This window comes from Planktothrix serta PCC 8927, assembly GCF_900010725.2.
Taxonomy (GTDB): domain Bacteria; phylum Cyanobacteriota; class Cyanobacteriia; order Cyanobacteriales; family Microcoleaceae; genus Planktothrix; species Planktothrix serta.
Genome location: NZ_LR734832.1, coordinates 217984 through 235210 on the forward strand (window position 1 = coordinate 217984; position 17227 = coordinate 235210).

Here is a 17227-nt window from a genome sequence, read left to right on the forward strand (position 1 = left end):
GAACCTGTGCGTCATAAAATTTTAGACTTAGTAGGGGATTTGAGTTTATTGGGTTTTATCCCCCAAGCTCATTACTTAGCATACAAAGCCGGACACCATCTCCATGTTCAACTGGTTCAGGAAATATCAAAGTAATAAGCCCGACCGGGCTTCCATCCCCCCAGTAGTAAGCCCTTCAGGGCTTCCATCCCCAGTAGTAAGCCCTTCAGGGCTTCCATCCCCAGTAGTAAGCCCTTCAGGGCTTCCATCCCCAGTAGTAAGCCCTTCAGGGCTTCCATCCCCTCTGTACAAACAGGATATTGATCACGCTCTAACCCCTATTGTGACGATTGTTGATGTCTACCACTGACGCTAAATTAAATTCATCGGATTCGGACGACGCCCCTGTGTTGAACGCTCAAACAGTATTGATGATTGAAGAGATTCAAACTTTATTACCCCACCGCTATCCCTTTGCGTTGGTGGATCGAATTATTGAATATATCCCCGGTCAAAAAGCCGTTGGCCTTAAAAATGTCAGTATTAACGAGCCCCATTTTCAAGGTCACTTCCCTGGACGTCCAATTATGCCAGGGGTGTTAATTGTCGAAGCGATGGCGCAGGTCGGAGGAGTCGTTTTAACGCAACTTCCCGATTTAAAAGGCAGTCTATTTTTATTTGCAGGAATTGATAAATGTCGTTTTCGGCGTCCGGTTGTTCCGGGAGATCAATTAATTATGACCACTGTATTATTAACCGTGAAACAACGCCGTTTTGGTAAAATGCAAGCTCGCGCTGAAGTCGATGGTAAACTGGCCTGTGAAGGAGAACTAATGTTCTCTCTTGTGGACTAAATTCTTGTACCTTGTTAGGTTTTAAACCCATTTTAATTTCTATGACGACCTTAATCCACCCCACTGCTGTCATTCATCCTGGTGCAGAACTCCATCCAACGGTTCAAGTTGGTGCTTATGCTGTGATTGGGGAATATGTTAAGGTCGGTTCTGACACGGTGATTAGTTCCCATGTTGTGATTAATGGACGCACAGAAATCGGCGATCGCAATCAAATTTTCCCCGGTGCGGTGATTGGTTCAGAACCCCAAGATCTTAAATATGATGGGTCTTTGAGTTTAGTTAAAATTGGTAATGATAACCTGATTCGGGAATATGTCACCATTAATCGCGCTACAAATGCCGGGGAAGCTACGATTATTGGGAATCAAAATTTATTGATGGCCTATGCTCATGTTGCCCATAATTGTGTGATTGAAGATCAGGTTGTAATTGCTAATTCTGTGGCGTTAGCGGGTCATGTTTATATTGAATCAAAAGCGCGATTAAGTGGGGTTTTAGGAGTTCATCAATTTGTGCATATTGGACAATTAGCCATGATTGGAGGAATGACCCGGATTGATCGAGATGTACCTCCATTTATGTTAGTTGAAGGCAATCCTTCACGGGTGCGATCGCTTAATTTAGTCGGGTTAAAACGCGCCGGATTTACATCAGAAGATTTTGGTTTATTGAAAAAAGCCTTTCGACTATTATATCGGTCTGATTATTCTTTTACTCAGGGATTAGAACAGTTAAATTTATTACCAGATCATCCCTCTATTGAACATTTACGTCAGTTTATTCGCTGCTCTCAAACAGAACCTGGACGTCGGGGAGTTACGCCGGGAGGAAAACGCAAAACCACTGAAGATTAATTAATGAGGAGGTGAGTAATTGATGATGATAGATTTAAAATATCTCTATGAAATTGATGATGTTCAATGGTTAGAAGAAACTGTTAAATTGATTAAAAATCAACAATTTGAAGATTTAGATTTAGACAATTTAATTGAGGAATTAGAGGACTTGGGAAGAGAGAAAAAAAACGCGGTAGCCAGTCTTTTAGAACAGATTATCCGTCATTTATTATTACTGCAATATTGGACAAGTGAAGCTGAATATAATACAGTTCACTGGAAAGAAGAAATTTATACCTTTAGAGTTCAGTTGAGACGAAAAATTACAACCAATCTTCGTAATTATTTAGAATTAGAATTGGATTCTATCTATCAAGATGCGTTAGGATTTGTGAAGATTAAAACTCAAAATTCCGTCTATTTTCCCCCAGAAAGTCCCTACACCCTTGACCAATTATTGAATATTGAATGGTTTCCCGTTTAAATTTTATTAGCAAAATGTTCCTGTAATAAACGGTTAATAAAACGATAGCGATCGCCTTTTTAATTTCCTCGAAACTACCCCACCGTCAATTCGGTAAACTGACGCATATAAGGCGACCTGTATCCTAGCACAATATCAGATTTAGGGACTCCGGCTTCAATTAATTGGTTGGCTATCCCTTCCTCAGTTCCATCTCGTTGAATCCAAATTTTTCCCCCCTTAATTTCAATATAAATAACACATCCAAAAACTCGTCTTTCTCCACGCCATCCCAGATGAAACATCAGGTAGCGATCGCGTTCGAGATCGAAAGCGATTTGAGTCTCTACTTCCTGATCATCATCAGCCGAGTCAGAATGTTTTTCAAAAATCGATTTAATAAGTTTTCTATATCTCTCTATTTCCATATTACAATCTCCTTTTTAATGGGATTAAATACAATCAAGTTTAATTGCATTCTGGTCACTGACATTTGAGCTAAACGCCGAGTAAAAAACTCTTCATAAATATCTTCTGGAACTGCTAGATAAAGAATTCTATTTGGCTCTTGTTCTTCCAGGACAACTTTATAGTTCCAAGCTTGACCAATCGCTTCATGAAAATCATTAATCAATGAAAGACCTAAAAAACTTTTAATTTCTACTGCTATTTTCTGTCCATACCTTTCTGCTCCTAATAAGTTATTCTCAGCACCTAAATCTAAGTACAGCTTGTCTTCATCTACTTTGAGATACAGAGGATCATGAGTAATCGTCCACCTTTCTTTTTCCAGTGCTAAACGGACAACAGCATGAAAGATATCTTTTGCAGGCATAGTTTTATATGATGGTATCTCCTCAGTTCTTAATGGATATCTTTATTTATAGCAAATTTCCTGAATGATGTCCTCACCTCTTTAACTAATTTGGCTTTCCAGATTAAATTTTATTAGCAAAATGCTCCTGTAACAAACGGTTAATAAAACGATAGCGATCGCCTGTTTTTTGTAAAAATAATTTACGAGTAGCATCATTTAAAAATCGTTGATAATTCCAAGGAATATTCCCGTCTTTATAGAGAACCCATCGGATCACAAACTGCTCTATTTTTTCTTTTAAAGCCGATTTTTCTAATAAAATTGCTAATAATAATCCCAGTCCCATTCCCGTAATTAAAATAGGAGTTTCTCTCAGGATTATTCCGGCTAAAATGATCAGCAAAATAATTCCCCAAACTAAGCCTAAAATTAACTTTATTGTTAGTTTATAACGCTGTTTTTGGGTATCATTATTTAACCAATGAATCGGTATTTTTTTAATTGAAAACTCCGTTAATTCATCGGTTTTGAGTCGAGTTGCTAACCACCCTAACCACCGTCTAAAACTTTCGATTTTAGGTGCTTTTCCCTGGGGATATTCTGATGGATGAATATCTTGATTGAGTTGACGACGAATATAAGCATTAAATAAATATTGACGTTGTTCCTCAAAAGAATTGAGGTGTTTCCAAGACATGATTAAAATTTCTTCATAAGCTAAAGTCATCATCGTTAAATATAACGGGACTTTCGCTAATTTTAATAAGGGTTCATCGGTTTCAATATTTTGCCAAAGTTCTCGACTACGAGAATTAATCAGATAATCTTGAATTTGTTGGGAGGTTAAAGGACGTAAGAAGATAGCACCATTGAGATCTAAGCGTTCGGGAAGTTTTTGATAACTAATAACATTTGCACAGATGACTAAATGTAAAGGGGAAATATCTCCATTCAAGAGTTGATTAATCTGTTGAACACATTGAACTTGTTTGTTTAACGGGAGTTCATCTAATCCATCCAGTAACGGTAAAATTTGAAGTTGTTGTATCCAATCTTGACTCACAGAAACAGCTATTCCATATTTAATCTGAAGCTGTTCTATAATCCAATCTATGATTCCTTGATTTTGATTTTTCCAAGTTAATAAATTTAATAAAACCGGAAGGGGTTCTTCAGCATCAGTTCTCGCACGACCGACTAATACTTTAGCTAATCCGACTAAGGTTGTGGTTTTTCCTGAACCGGGAGAACCTAAAATTAATAATCTCCCATTTAAGCGATCAAAAACCTGAATAATTCCCGTATCAGCCGTTAAACGAACACTAGGATGATGACTGACTTTTAACTCCACATCCCAAGTTCGTCGCATTTTTAACGGGGGTGTTTCCTGAGCTAAATAAGTCAATACGGCTCGATGTAACGACTGTAAGCGATACTGCTTGACTTCATTTTGAATCTGAAGCAGTAATTTTTGACGATTTTGCAATTGAGTCCTGGAAGAAGTCAATTTTGACATTGAAGATTTAGAATATATAAAAAACAAAAAAACACTATAGCGCTACGCGAAAGGGAACAGGGAACAGGGAACAGGGAACAGGGAACAGTAAGAAGTGAAAGGGTTTCAAGATTTAGAAATGTCCTAACTGTAATGCGTAGCGCTATAACCTACCCGTTCTCAGAAAATATAATCAGTATATACCTATAAAATAAAGTTGTTAAATTTTAGGGGGATATCCTGAAAAATAATATTGTTAACTGCTTAAAAATTGATTACTAGCCGTGCCAAAATGCACGGCTAATCATCAATTAAACTTAGGTTTTAATAAGCTAATCCTACTAATTTAGCACTTAAATCCCACATCTTTTCACCCTTTTGATCATCACTGGCTTGGGGAGAGACTTTTTGAACAAAAGACTGGCGATCTTTCTTCTGACGATTTCCCCAACTCCAATAAACTCCCGATTGTTTATATTCAGGATCAGCCACAACCATTGCCACGCGATCGCCCGATAATTCTTCAGTAACAAATCCCCCCGTAATGTATTTTTGAAATAGGGGAAAAATCTTTTGAAATAGGGGATAATGGTTGCGGAATAAAGCCGTTGTTGCTACACAACCTGGGTACAGAGAAGTAAAGGTAATTCCTGTGGAATCATGATAACGACGATGTAATTCTCGCATCGTTAAAACATTACAAACCTTACTATCTTTATAAGCTTTAACAGGTTCAAACTTTTTACCATCAATCATCGTGATCGGATCTTTGAAACCTTGTGCAAAACCGTCAAGATTTCCTAAATCGGGACGAGGAGGAATTTTACCTCCTAACTCGTCGGGGTTGTGGGTAACAGTTCCCAAAATCACCATTCTGCGATCGGGGTAGGAGGAGCGTTTCATATCCTCTAACATGACATTGCAGAGGTAGAAATGGGATAAATGGTTGGTGGCTACGGTTAACTCATAACCTTCTGGACTGCGTAAGGGCTCTTTAATTAAAGGCATATAAATCGCCGCATTGCAGACCAAGGCATCTAGGGAGCGACCCAGAGACCGGAAATTAGCGACAAACTGTTTGACACTGGCTAAAGATCCTAAGTCTATGGGAAGAATGGTATAGCTGTCGGTGGACATTCCCACGGATTGAGCCGCCTGTTCAGTTTTGGCGATATCCCGACAAGCCATGACCACATACCAACCCTTTTGGGCCAAGGCTCTAGCGGCTTGCAAACCAACACCCGAAGACGCTCCCGTAATCACAACTGTTGCTTGATTTGCCATAGAATTTTAACTCAATTGACTGTCGTTGACTCTTTCTAGGATCTCATGTTTTACCACACTCAGTCACTATCTAATTCCCACTATATTCAGTTGAGTTGGAGAAGGGCGATCGCTAAAATCAAGACGATATCCAGTAATTGGTTTTATTTGTGGTCGGGTAATGCTAAACAATCCATTATTCCCCAACACACATAAACGGGAGTATTGCTATCAGGTAAACTCTCCCCAGTTTTGGGTTGACGAACCATAACATTTTCCCCAGATAATAATTTCACTACATATTGAATATGGGTTCCCAAATACATCGCATTTAATAAACGACCTTCAAAACAATTCACAGCACCGCCAACGGGATAAAAACTTAATGTTACTTTCTCAGGACGCACACTCACAACCGCCGATGCACCTGTTCTTAAATCCTGTTGGGGGAGTTGAATACCAGGGATTTCAATCTGTTGAATTTCAATACTTAATCCGGTTTCCGTGACAATATATAAACGGTTAGCATCGGCGCTTTCAACCGTTCCCCGAAATAGATTGGTATCGCCAATAAAATCCGCCACAAATGGCGTTTGAGGATATTCATAAATCTCGTTAGGACTGCCAATTTGTTCAATTCTGCCATCGTGCATAACTGCAATCCGATCTGACAGACTCATGGCTTCCTCTTGGTCGTGGGTCACCATGATAAAGGTTAAACCCAAATTGCGATGGAGGTTGGTGAGTTCCATCTGCATTTGTTTCCGCAGTTTTAAATCCAAAGCTCCTAACGGTTCATCTAATAATAATACGGCGGGGCGATTGACTAATGCCCTGGCTAAGGCGACCCGTTGCTGTTGACCCCCTGACATTTGAGAGGGGTAACGATTTGCAAAGGATTCCATTTTGACTAAACTTAACGCTTCCCGGACTTTTTCTTCAATTTCCGACTTGCTTTTGCGTTTGAGCCGCAGTCCAAAGGCAATATTTTCCCAAACCGTCAAATGGTTAAACAGAGCATAACTTTGAAATACCGTATTCACCGGACGCAGATAGGGGGGAGTTTGGGTAACGGACTGGCCCCGAATCAAGACTTCTCCCGCCGAAGGCATTTCAAACCCAGCAATCAATCGCAGCGTTGTAGTTTTGCCACAACCGGAGGGCCCCAAAATACTAAAAAATTCTCCTCGGCAAATATCAAGATCGACACCCCGAACGGCCGTTTCTCCATTAAAGACTTTGAACACTTTCCGAAGTTCAACATCGAGCTTGGTTTCAGCCCCAATAGCACCTTGATTCTGCGTAGCCGCTTGCAGCATAGTGTCACGTTTTTGCGGAGATTTACCCTCACTACAGCTTATCTGATCAAGACTGGACTGACAAGATGCACAGCCTAGAGAATTCCAGATTGCTAGTAGAGTGTTACACAGATTCCAGTGTACAATATCGAGCGCGAAAGTACAGCGATTAACGCGCTAACTTGTGTATGAATTGGCCAAAAGATCCCTTGTCCGTCCTGCAAGATACGAGTCGAACGTTTTATATCCCGATTAGTCGTTTACCTCCCTTACTCCAAGAAGCGGTGGCTTCTGCGTATTTGTGTATGCGGGCGATTGATGAAGTTGAAGATCACCCCGACTTGGATAACGCTACAAAAGCCCGTTTGCTGCATCGGATGAGCCAAAATTTTCAAGCGGCGGTGTGTCGAGAAACCATTGCGGATGAATGGTTTGCGGAATTTTCCCACACCGGAACTTTAGAAGAAGTCACCTTACGGGTGGGAGAATGGGCCAAATTAGCCCCGGAACGGATTGGCCCCCGAATTTGGGATGCAACGGCGGCGATGGCTGACCGCATGGCGTTTTGGGCCGAACGCAATTGGCGGATTGAAACCGAAGCCGAGTTAGATCAATATACCTTTGGTGTGGCGGGTGCTGTGGGGCTGTTGTTGTCGGATTTGTGGGCTTGGTATGATGGGACTCAAACCAACCGAGTTCACGCCATTGGTTTTGGTCGTGGGTTACAAGCGGTTAATATTCTGCGAAATTATCGGGATGATGGTAGCCGAGGGGTGGATTTCTTTCCCGAAGGTTGGACATCGGAACAAATGCACAGTTATGCTAAACGCAATTTAGCTTTAGCGGATGCCTACGCCGAGGCGTTACCCTCTGGCCCAGCGTTGGATTTTTGTCGCATTCCCCTAGCTTTGGCCCATGCGACTTTGGATGTGTTAGCAGACGGTCAAGACAAGCTGACTCGCAGTGCGGTTGTGCAGTTAATTGAACAGGTTTGTGGCGGAAAATAGGTGTCTGTTGACGGTTGGCCGTTGGCTGTGTACAGACGTGCCCTGGCGCGTCTCTACTGACTCCTGTTATAAAATCAAAGATCAATTGAATTTTATTAATGGGAAAAAATGGCTGAATTTTTGGGAACTGGAGGAACAATTGTAGCGATCGCCACTGCTATTGTACCCCAACAGGGAAGTGTGGGAATTGTGCGGATGTCGGGAACAGAATCTCAATCGATTGCTAAACAGTTATTTTATTTTCCAGGACGGCAAACTTGGGAAAGTCACCGAATTTTATATGGGTATATTCGCCATCCCCAAACCCAAAAAACCATTGATGAAGTGTTGTTATTATTAATGTTATCTCCCCGTTCCTATACCCGTGAAGATGTGGTAGAATTTCACTGTCATGGGGGGATAATTGCCGTTCAACAAGTCTTACAATTATGTATTGAATTAGGGGCAAGATTAGCGCAACCGGGAGAATTTACCCTGCGGGCTTTTTTAAATGGCAGATTAGATTTAACCCAAGCGGAAAGTGTGGCGGAATTAGTCGGATCTCAATCGATTGCGGCGGCACAAACGGCTTTAGCTGGATTACAAGGAAAATTAGCAAATCCCATTCGACAATTACGAGCAACCTGTTTAGATATTTTAGCAGAAATTGAAGCCAGAGTAGATTTTGAGGAAGATTTACCGCCGTTAAATGAGTCTGAAATTATCGCCAAAATTCATCAAGTTTTAGAACAATTATCGCAATTTTTAGCAACGGCTGACACAGGAGAATTATTAAGAACGGGGTTAAAAGTAGCAATTGTTGGTCGTCCGAATGTGGGAAAATCGAGTTTATTAAATGCTTGGAGTCGGAGCGATCGCGCCATTGTCACCAACTTACCCGGCACGACTCGTGATGTGGTAGAATCTCAATTAGTTGTGGGAGGAATCCCGATTCAAGTATTAGATACCGCCGGAATTCGTCACTCTGAAGATCAAGTCGAAAAAATAGGAATCGAGCGATCGCGGCAAGCTGCCCAATCTGCTGATTTAGTCTTATTAACCTTAGATGCTATTGTGGGTTTAACTGAAGCAGATTTAGAGATTTATCAACAGGTAAAACATCGTCATTTTATTGTTATTATTAATAAAATAGATCAAGTTAATCCAGATCAATTAGAGGCTGTAAAACTAACCGTTATTCAACAGTTAAATATAGAAAATATTGCTATTGTTCAAATGGCTGCTGCTTTAAATCAAGGAATTCCAGAGTTAGAAACAGCTATATTAAATTCAGTGCAGAGAGGAAATATTCAAGCTGCTAATTTAGAGTTTGCGATTAATCAACGTCAAGCAGCCGCGTTAACCCGTGCTAAAGTTTGTTTAGAACAAGTGGAAACTACGATTAATGATCAACTTCCCTTTGATTTTTGGACAATTGATCTCCGAGGTGCAATTCAGGCGTTAGGGGAAGTCACGGGAGAGGAAGTCACAGAATCGGTTTTAGATCGGATTTTTAGTCGTTTTTGTATTGGGAAATAGTCTTAATTTGACAGAAATAAACTAGGTTCGACATGAAACAAATTACCTAATGCGATCGCTTGATTTAAAGTAATATTCTGTTGTTGATTCAAAATTATTTCCAGATTATTTCTTGAGCCAAATATTAAAATTAAATCCTCCTCCAAAACCCCTTGAGCTTCCATTAAATGAAGTAACCGCGACTGTGGAGTTGAAGCATTCAACCCATAATGTTTTTCTTCAAAATCTTCAATTAATTTAACTAAAAGTTCTAGCAATATCTCCTGTTCAGGAGTTAGACTAGGACAAGCTAACAAGTCTTCTACAATCGTTAAAAATTGGTCATTTTCTGCTTCTGTATTAATCAAATTAGGTAGCATTTTATGAATTATTGAATTATGTTATTGAACAATGCTTTTAGAAACCTTTGACCAGACTGTTCTAAATCATCTTCTAAAGAAAAAGTGAGACTCTGTAAACGGATTGAACTATTAGGAACTAGACAATTTAGCGGTTGATTTAAAGGTTTTGGATAAACTAAAATAGCATTTTGACTCTTTTTTAAAGTAGCATAGGCGATCGCTTGATAAATGTCTGAGTTGGATGGTTTGGAATCAGGAATTTTATATTTAGTATCAAGAATAAAGATAACTTGCTTTGTATTTTTATCATAAATAACTAAATCAATCTGAGATTCTATAATTTTACAAAAATCAACAATTTCTTGAGCTTTAATTTCAAAATTACCGGGAAGATGAAACTTTAACCAAGCATAAACAAATCTTTCATAGAGTATATCAGTTCTAACTAAAAAAGGAAACATCTGATAATTTCCGATTTGATGCGCTACCCCACAATGATCTAAGAAAAATCGACATAAACTGTGTAAAGTCTGATAATCTTGATTTAAGCGATTATAAGATCTATTAATACAATTATCCCCCTTAAACGGTCGTTGAGTCGCTAAACCTTGTAAGGTATGATAGGCTTTTCTAACGGTTGTTGATAGCTGCTCTGAACATAACCCACTGCGACCAATAATATATAATGTCCATAACAAGATTTGATTCTCTTCAATATCAGCCGTATACTGATTATATTGGCAATTGAGTTTAACTTTCCCAGGATGTTTAAACTGATATTGAAAATCAACCTTTCCCCGAACATAAGGTAAAAGTTCAGTATTTTTAACATAAGCTCGATAAAATCCTTTTCGACTTTGTTCTAATATTTTTTGTGTTAAAATATCAGCTAATCGATTATAAAATTCAGGAATAGTTTCACAATGAACTGATCCGTCTAGGAGTTGAAAACTTTTTAAATTATAGGTATATTCCAACATCCTAAATAAATTAGCAATAGGAACTTTGGGTTTTAGCAAAATCTGAATATCAGGGGTTAAGGGAATAAAACCCACATAACTTTTAGCGGTAAGTTTATATTGTTTCTGGGTTTTCGGGGATGGATACTCAATCTCAATATATTTAGAATAATTATGATAGATGAGATCTGCGATCGCTTCTTCTAATTCCTCTGGTTTAAAGAATTTAGATTGATGTTCTATCAGTTCAATTATTTTCATCAGTATTTAAACCCAGTTTAAGTTTAACTTTATCCCAACGAAATTCCTCTATTTTATCCATCGCATTATAAAAATATTCTTCTAAATAGGGTTCGATTTCCATTTCCCAGATATCTTGAATATTATCCTCAATATTAGGTATCATAAAGAAAGATATCCCGATTTCATAATTCGGATCATTAATCATTGTGTTAATATCTTGAAGAACTTGAATGAGTTGATCTATCGAAAAGTTGATTTCATCGTCTTCATGATAACGTTTTAAAATATTATAATTTGGAGCAATTTTAATAAAAGCAAAACGACGACGCAACGCATGATCCACTAACGCAATAGAACGATCTGCGGTGTTCATGGTTCCAATAATTCTAACATTTTCAGGAATCTTAAAGGGTTCCTGACTACCCGCTAAATTGATTTCTTGATCTCGATATTCTAATAAATACATTAATTCTCCAAACACATTTGATAAATTTGCCCGATTAATTTCATCAATAATCAAAACACAAGTATCTTTATAAGATTCAGCTTTTTTACAAAATTCTAAAAATCGACCAGGGACGAGATCATAAGTTAATTGTCCGTTTGTACTCCGAGGACGTATCCCTTGAATAAAATCTTCATAACTATAAGATGGATGAAATTGAATGATTTCTGAAAAACCATCTCTACCTCTAGTGAAATGTTTAGCTAATTTTTTAGCAATAAAGGTTTTTCCTGTTCCGGGTGGCCCTTGTAAAATAATTTGTCCTTTGCGGTTAATATTATTTACCCATCTCTGAAGTTCAGTTTGATCTATTCCTATTCTATTAGAGCAGTTTTCTAAGCTATAAAAAAAATAATCATCTCGATAACTCAAGTATTTATTAATAGCAGGTATTGGATCATCTAAACCAGCTAAAATTAATAAAGGTAAAAACTCAAGAAATATGCGAATAAATTGTGCAATTATCCTATTATTTGATGATTCTAAAATTTCTGTTTTGCCAATTTTATGAAAAATTTTGATTCCTTTATTGTTAAAACTAGATTTATCCGTAAGATTGTCCAAAAAATCGCTAAGATATAAAGAGTAATTTACCAATTTTTTTAGGTTATTTTGAGTAGAAGATAAATTCTTTTTTGAAATAAAACTTTCTGGATAATTTAGATTAAATAGACGTTCTTGATCATCAGGATACCATAATGTTATAGCGTTATTGATTAACCGATCTTTATCATAAGCTTGATTATTAATAGTGAAAGTAATATTAATTCCCGCAGGATTGAGTGTAATTTTAATATGAGCATGATTATTAATATCAAAATCTTCTAAATCAGAATTTTCAGGAGTTGATGCAGTTAATTTACAAGTATAACTTGCAACATTAAAATCATATAAATATGATAAATTTAATATTCTGTTTAACCGTAAGTTAGATATAAAAGTTTTAAAAATATTTTCGAGGTAATATTTAGCATATTTAGTGGCTCTATCATCATCTTCATTCTCTAATAATCCCACACATTCAAAAGTTTTAGCACAAAATAAATTATTTTCTTGAGAATTTCCAATCATTTTTTATTGACATTTAAAATTATTCTATTCTGAATGATTCACTAGATTGTCAATCATTCATGCTATTATAGTATAGCATCAAACAGTAATTCATGCTATAGCTTTAAACAATCATGCTAAAAGCCTTGAAATCAATTTCAGGCTAAAAGCTCAAACCCGTTAAAACGGGTTAAGGAAGATCGGAGTTTAGTCATCTTTAGATGACTTCAGCTTTTAGCCCGAAATGCGCGTTCAGGGTATAGCTTTATTATATTAACCCTGAAATTGCGATAACAACCAAGCACTAACTTTACCATGATTGGTTTGACGACTACGACGAAATGCTTCCTCTAATATCCCCATTTGTAACCCAGGTAAAACGTGAGATTTTTTAATTCTATAACTACCTTGATTTTTAACCTCAAATGCAATAACTTTAACCGCTTGTACATCAATAATCCAATATTCTTGTACCCCCAAAGATTCATAAAGTAACCTTTTTTCGCCCTTATCATCTGCTAAAGAAGAATAGGCAACTTCTATGACTAAATCAGGCGACAGAAACTGATCTAAATCAATAATTGGGGTTTCCCAAGGAATGATTTCTGCATTGTCAGCAATATAAAAAGAAGCATCGGGTTGGGCTTCGTTAAACCCTGTTTTACGGTAGGTGCAGTTATCATGAGCATCTAAATCAATATTCCGCAATGCAGCAAATAGATAAAGGGCGGCGATAATGGTGGCGTGATCACGAGAATGGGGGTTTCCTAGGGGCGACATTTCTAACCTCATGCGTCCATTAAAATAGTAACCTCTGGCGTTAGCATAGGCGGGATTATCTAATGCAGCGAGGTATTCTTCCCAGGTTGCTGTTACCCAGGTATCGGTCAGGAGTTGGGTTTGAATAGGACTCATAAGGGTATTATTGATCAGCGATCGCTTTGATTTTAACAAAATTGTAACTAAGTTTTTTGGTTTAAGCGATCGCTTCCCTACAATCATTTTTTAAATAAATTGTTATAATGATGATTACCCCCCACTTGCAAGCTAAAATAGGTTATCCCAAACAACTATAAACTTTAATAAAAATGATACAATCATTGATTCAATTGCACGATTATTTTCATGTTCTTGCTTCTGATGATATCCGAATTAAAGGAACACGCATCAGCATTGAACAGATTTTGTATGAATATCTGTATAATCATCAGTCCCCTGAAGAAATTCAAAAGCATTTTACAACAGTTACATTAGAACAAATTTATGCCACTATTCTTTATTATTTTAGAAATCAAGAACAGGTTTCTGATTATTTAGAAAATTGGTTAACAGCTACGAATCAAGCTGAAGCAGAACATGATCAAAATCCCCCTACTGTTGTCAAAAGATTGTTGAAGTTAAAAGCTGAACAGGAAGTATATAGCAATCCCAAATGATTTGTGATAAAAACTTGTAGGGGTGGCGTCCCTCCCAACCCAGGCACCAAGAGGGTTGGGAGGGACGCCACCCCTACGATAAAATATTACAACCTATTTAGGACTGCTATAGCTGTTTGTCTCAAACTTTATTATATTAACCCTGAAATTGCGATAACAACCAAGCACTAACTTTACCATGATTGGTTTGACGACTGCGACGAAATGCTTCCTCTAATATCCCCATTTCTAACCCCGGTAAAACTTGAGATTGTTCAATTCTATAACTTCCTAGATTTTCAACTTTAAACGCCATTATTTTAACGGCTTGTACATCAATAATCCAATATTCCTGTACCCCTAAAGATTCATAAAGTAACCGTTTTTCCCCTTGATCATCTGCTAAAGAAGAATAGGCAACCTCTATGACTAAATCTGGGGGCGGAAACTGATCTAAATCAATAATTGTCGTTTCCCAAGGAATGATTTCTGCATTCACTCCAATATAAAAAGAAGCATCGGGTTGTGCTTCGTTAAAACCTGTTTTACGGTAGGTGCAGTTATCATGACCATCTAAATCAATTCCTCGCAGACTGGCAAATAAACCGATAGCCAAACAAATAATAAAGTGATCACGAGAATGGGGGTTTCCAAGGGGTGACATTTCTAACCTCATGCGTCCATTAAAATAGTAACCTCTGGCGTTAGAATAGGCGGGATTATCTAATGCAGCGAGGTATTCTTCCCAGGTTGCTGTTACCCAGGTATCGGTCAGGAGTAAAGTTTGAATAGGACTCATAAGGATATTATTGATCAGCGATCGCTTTTATTTTAACAAATTTAAACAGAACTGACTGAGCGCTCCTGCATAAATTTCTCCACTTCTTCTAAGGAAGTTTGTAATAATAAAACATCCCCCTCTTTTAACTTCAAGGATTTATTGACAGATTTATAAAGGTTTCCTTGTCTTCTAATAGCAATAATTCCGGTTGAATTATCCGTTAATTCTTCAGGAGTTAACAATAAACCAACTAAAGGAGATGTTTCTTCCAACGGAACCCAACGAATGGTTTCTCGACTTAACCAAGACGCTTGACCCATTAAAGTTTTAAACAGATCAATTTCATCCTTTGAACCTACAGCTAATACCCGATCATTGACCTGAAATTGAGTGTCCGCCGTCGGATAATTTAACTTTTCGTTTTCCCGTTCAATTTCCATAATTGTTACCCCGGTTAGATGACGAATATTCGCCTTTGCTAAGGTTAATCCCACTAAAGGAGAATCGGGGTGAATTCCGACCCAATTGGTGTTTAAATTCTCCCTTACTTCTTGTAACGCTCTTAATTCTAAATTCGTGACTTTTTCGGGTAGAACACTGCGATAACGTCCGGTACGAATTGAGCGAATGACTGATTGAATAATATCGGTATTTTTTCCTAATACAGCTAACACATTTGCCCCTATTTCTAAGGCGGCTTCAAATTCCGGTTGTACCACTTCCCACGCCCCTAATTGCGCTAAAATTTCTACTTCTGTATTTTCATGGGCACGAACTACAATTTTTAAATCCGGGGCGAGGGATAATGCTCTTTGTAATAATATTCGGGTACTAGCAGGATCAGGAAGGGCGATCGCTAAGGCTAAAGCGCGTTCTAAATGAACTTTTTCTAAGACTAATTCTGAATCTGCATCGCCAAAAATATAAGGAATTTGTTGCAATCTTAATTTTTGAATTGCTGCTTCGCTATTTTCAATGACTAATACCGTTTGTCCCTGATTTCTTAACATATTCACTAACACTTGTCCGACCCGTCCATACCCGGCTACAACCACATGATTTTGTAAGGTTTCGGGAAGGGCGATCGCTTTAACATCTCGAAATTTCTTTAAATAATTACCAATTCCGGGTAAAGTGGCGATTTTATCCGCTAACTGAGGCGCAGCTTTTAATAATACCGGAGTTAAGACTAATGTAATTGCCGTTGTTCCAATAATTAACAAATATTTTTTCTCTCCTAAAATCCCTAAATCTAAGCCTTCTTGAGCTAAAACAAAGGAAAATTCCCCAATTTGATTTAATCCTAAACTCGCAATAATAGCGGTTTTAAAGGAATAGCCAAACCCTAAAATAATCGGGGCTACAATTAATGCTTTTCCTAACATTACCGTTAATACTAAAGCAATAATTAGAGCAAAATTATTAAAAATAACCAAGGGTTCAATTAACATTCCAATGGAAACAAAAAATAAACTCGCAAAGGTATCCCTTAAGGGTAAAATTTTCGCTAACGCTTGATCAGAATAGTCAATTTCAGCAATCATTAACCCGGCAATAAACGCCCCCATTTCAATTGATAATCCCAAAGCATCTGTGAGTAATGCCACGCCCAAACAGAAAGCAATTACCGCCAATAAAAACAACTCTGAACTTTCCGTTGCTGCAATGGTTTTCATTAACGGAGGCACTAACCAAATTCCGGCAAAAATAGCAAAGGCAATAAAAATAACGCCTTTCAAACCTGCTTGTAATAGTGCTATTCCTAACGCTGATCCTGATTCACTTAACGCTGGAAGAATGGCTAACATTAACCCTAATGCCAAATCTTGAGCAATTAAAATTGCTAACATGACTTGACCATGAGTTGTATTCGTTTCTCCTCTTTCTGTTAAGGTTTTCAGAACAACTGCGGTAGAAGATAAGGATAATAAAAACCCTAAAAATATTCCTTCTATCGGTGTTTTTGCCCATCCTAATGTTAAGGAAATTAGAGCAATTACACCCGTTGTTAAACCAATTTGTAGTAAACTTCCTTTGAGGGCAATATCTTTAACTCGTTTCAGTTCAGCAATAGAAAATTCTACGCCTAGAGCAAATAGCAAAAAAGCCACCCCCACCTGTGCTAAAGACTGAATTTGAGGGACATCTTTAATTAACTTTAAACCAAAGGGCCCAATAATTAAACCGCTTAATAAGTAACCGAGTAGCACAGGTTGGCGCAAACGATTTGCTAAAAACCCCCCCACTGTAGCTGACCCTAAAGCGGTGACTAAATCTAATATAAATTTGGGTTCAGTTGCCATAATGAGTAAACAGGGAAAAGAGAACAGGGAAAAGAGAACAGTCAACAGTCAACAGTCAACAGTCAACAGTCAACAGTCAACAGTCAACAGTCAACAG

At 37.8% G+C, this 17227-nt stretch carries 18 protein-coding genes; 7 read left to right on the forward strand and 11 right to left on the reverse strand.

The features are described from left to right. The 4 genes from PL8927_RS03555 to PL8927_RS03570 all read left to right on the forward strand — a co-directional run. Window positions 1-135 (forward strand): UDP-3-O-acyl-N-acetylglucosamine deacetylase (locus tag PL8927_RS03555; protein WP_197047301.1); only part of this gene is annotated, 135 nt, incomplete at its 5' end. Between the two features lie 200 nt (window positions 136-335). Beyond that, complete coding sequence (gene fabZ, locus PL8927_RS03560) at window positions 336-833, forward strand: 3-hydroxyacyl-ACP dehydratase FabZ (RefSeq protein ID WP_083617676.1); 498 nt, start codon at window positions 336-338, stop codon at window positions 831-833. 41 nt (window positions 834-874) lie between these two features. Next, entirely contained in the window at window positions 875-1690 is an 816-nt protein-coding gene (gene lpxA / locus PL8927_RS03565; protein WP_083617802.1) for an acyl-ACP--UDP-N-acetylglucosamine O-acyltransferase, read from the forward strand. A gap of 22 nt (window positions 1691-1712) precedes the next feature. Then, a complete protein-coding gene (locus tag PL8927_RS03570) occupies window positions 1713-2156 on the forward strand; it encodes a DUF29 domain-containing protein (protein ID WP_083617678.1) in 444 nt (147 codons plus the stop codon). Between the two features lie 74 nt (window positions 2157-2230). Here the strand turns inward: PL8927_RS03570 and PL8927_RS03575 are convergent, their stop codons facing one another. From PL8927_RS03575 to PL8927_RS03595, 5 genes are all read right to left on the reverse strand, one after another. Further along, window positions 2231-2563, reverse strand: coding sequence for a XisI protein (locus PL8927_RS03575; protein WP_083617680.1), 333 nt, complete (start codon window positions 2561-2563; stop codon window positions 2231-2233). Then, complete coding sequence (locus tag PL8927_RS03580; RefSeq protein WP_083617682.1) at window positions 2554-2970, reverse strand: XisH family protein; 417 nt, start codon at window positions 2968-2970, stop codon at window positions 2554-2556. Before PL8927_RS03580 ends, PL8927_RS03575 begins: the two co-directional genes overlap by 10 nt. A 103-nt stretch (window positions 2971-3073) precedes the next feature. Continuing rightward, complete coding sequence (locus PL8927_RS03585) at window positions 3074-4468, reverse strand: NACHT domain-containing protein (RefSeq protein WP_083617684.1); 1395 nt, start codon at window positions 4466-4468, stop codon at window positions 3074-3076. 303 nt (window positions 4469-4771) lie between these two features. Beyond that, window positions 4772-5731, reverse strand: a complete 960-nt coding sequence (locus PL8927_RS03590; RefSeq protein ID WP_083617686.1) for a protochlorophyllide reductase — start codon at window positions 5729-5731, stop codon at window positions 4772-4774. A gap of 143 nt (window positions 5732-5874) precedes the next feature. Next, on the reverse strand, window positions 5875-7029 hold the full coding sequence (locus tag PL8927_RS03595; protein WP_083617688.1) for an ABC transporter ATP-binding protein: 1155 nt from the start codon (window positions 7027-7029) through the stop codon (window positions 5875-5877). Window positions 7030-7196: 167 nt separating this feature from the next. Between PL8927_RS03595 and PL8927_RS03600 the strand changes: the two genes are divergently transcribed. Then, the gene (locus PL8927_RS03600) at window positions 7197-8015 is read left to right on the forward strand and encodes a squalene/phytoene synthase family protein (RefSeq protein ID WP_083617690.1); all 819 of its coding nucleotides are present in this window, start codon (window positions 7197-7199) and stop codon (window positions 8013-8015) included. A 108-nt stretch (window positions 8016-8123) separates the two neighbouring features. Continuing rightward, window positions 8124-9533 (forward strand): tRNA uridine-5-carboxymethylaminomethyl(34) synthesis GTPase MnmE, encoded by a 1410-nt coding sequence (gene mnmE / locus PL8927_RS03605; RefSeq protein WP_083617693.1) that lies wholly within the window; start codon window positions 8124-8126, stop codon window positions 9531-9533. A gap of 2 nt (window positions 9534-9535) precedes the next feature. On the opposite strand, the gene PL8927_RS03610 is transcribed toward mnmE, so the two are convergent. From PL8927_RS03610 to PL8927_RS03625, 4 genes are all read right to left on the reverse strand, one after another. Next, the gene (locus tag PL8927_RS03610; RefSeq protein WP_083617695.1) at window positions 9536-9892 is read right to left on the reverse strand and encodes a helix-turn-helix domain-containing protein; all 357 of its coding nucleotides are present in this window, start codon (window positions 9890-9892) and stop codon (window positions 9536-9538) included. An 8-nt stretch (window positions 9893-9900) separates the two neighbouring features. Next, the gene (locus PL8927_RS03615) at window positions 9901-11094 is read right to left on the reverse strand and encodes an McrC family protein (protein ID WP_083617697.1); all 1194 of its coding nucleotides are present in this window, start codon (window positions 11092-11094) and stop codon (window positions 9901-9903) included. Then, complete coding sequence (locus PL8927_RS03620; protein WP_083617699.1) at window positions 11081-12652, reverse strand: McrB family protein; 1572 nt, start codon at window positions 12650-12652, stop codon at window positions 11081-11083. Before PL8927_RS03620 ends, PL8927_RS03615 begins: the two co-directional genes overlap by 14 nt. 252 nt (window positions 12653-12904) lie before the next feature. Then, a complete protein-coding gene (locus PL8927_RS03625) occupies window positions 12905-13633 on the reverse strand; it encodes a Uma2 family endonuclease (protein WP_331281791.1) in 729 nt (242 codons plus the stop codon). Window positions 13634-13719: 86 nt separating this feature from the next. Here PL8927_RS03625 and PL8927_RS03630 point away from each other — a divergent pair, with 86 nt between their 5' ends. After that, complete coding sequence (locus PL8927_RS03630; protein ID WP_331281792.1) at window positions 13720-14067, forward strand: DUF433 domain-containing protein; 348 nt, start codon at window positions 13720-13722, stop codon at window positions 14065-14067. Window positions 14068-14203: 136 nt separating this feature from the next. Here PL8927_RS03630 and PL8927_RS03635 read toward each other — a convergent pair whose 3' ends face one another. Both PL8927_RS03635 and PL8927_RS03640 read right to left on the reverse strand, forming a co-directional pair. Further along, window positions 14204-14845 (reverse strand): Uma2 family endonuclease, encoded by a 642-nt coding sequence (locus PL8927_RS03635; protein ID WP_083617701.1) that lies wholly within the window; start codon window positions 14843-14845, stop codon window positions 14204-14206. Window positions 14846-14886: 41 nt separating this feature from the next. Further along, a complete protein-coding gene (locus PL8927_RS03640) occupies window positions 14887-17130 on the reverse strand; it encodes a cation:proton antiporter domain-containing protein (protein WP_083617703.1) in 2244 nt (747 codons plus the stop codon). Window positions 17131-17227 lie beyond the last annotated feature (97 nt).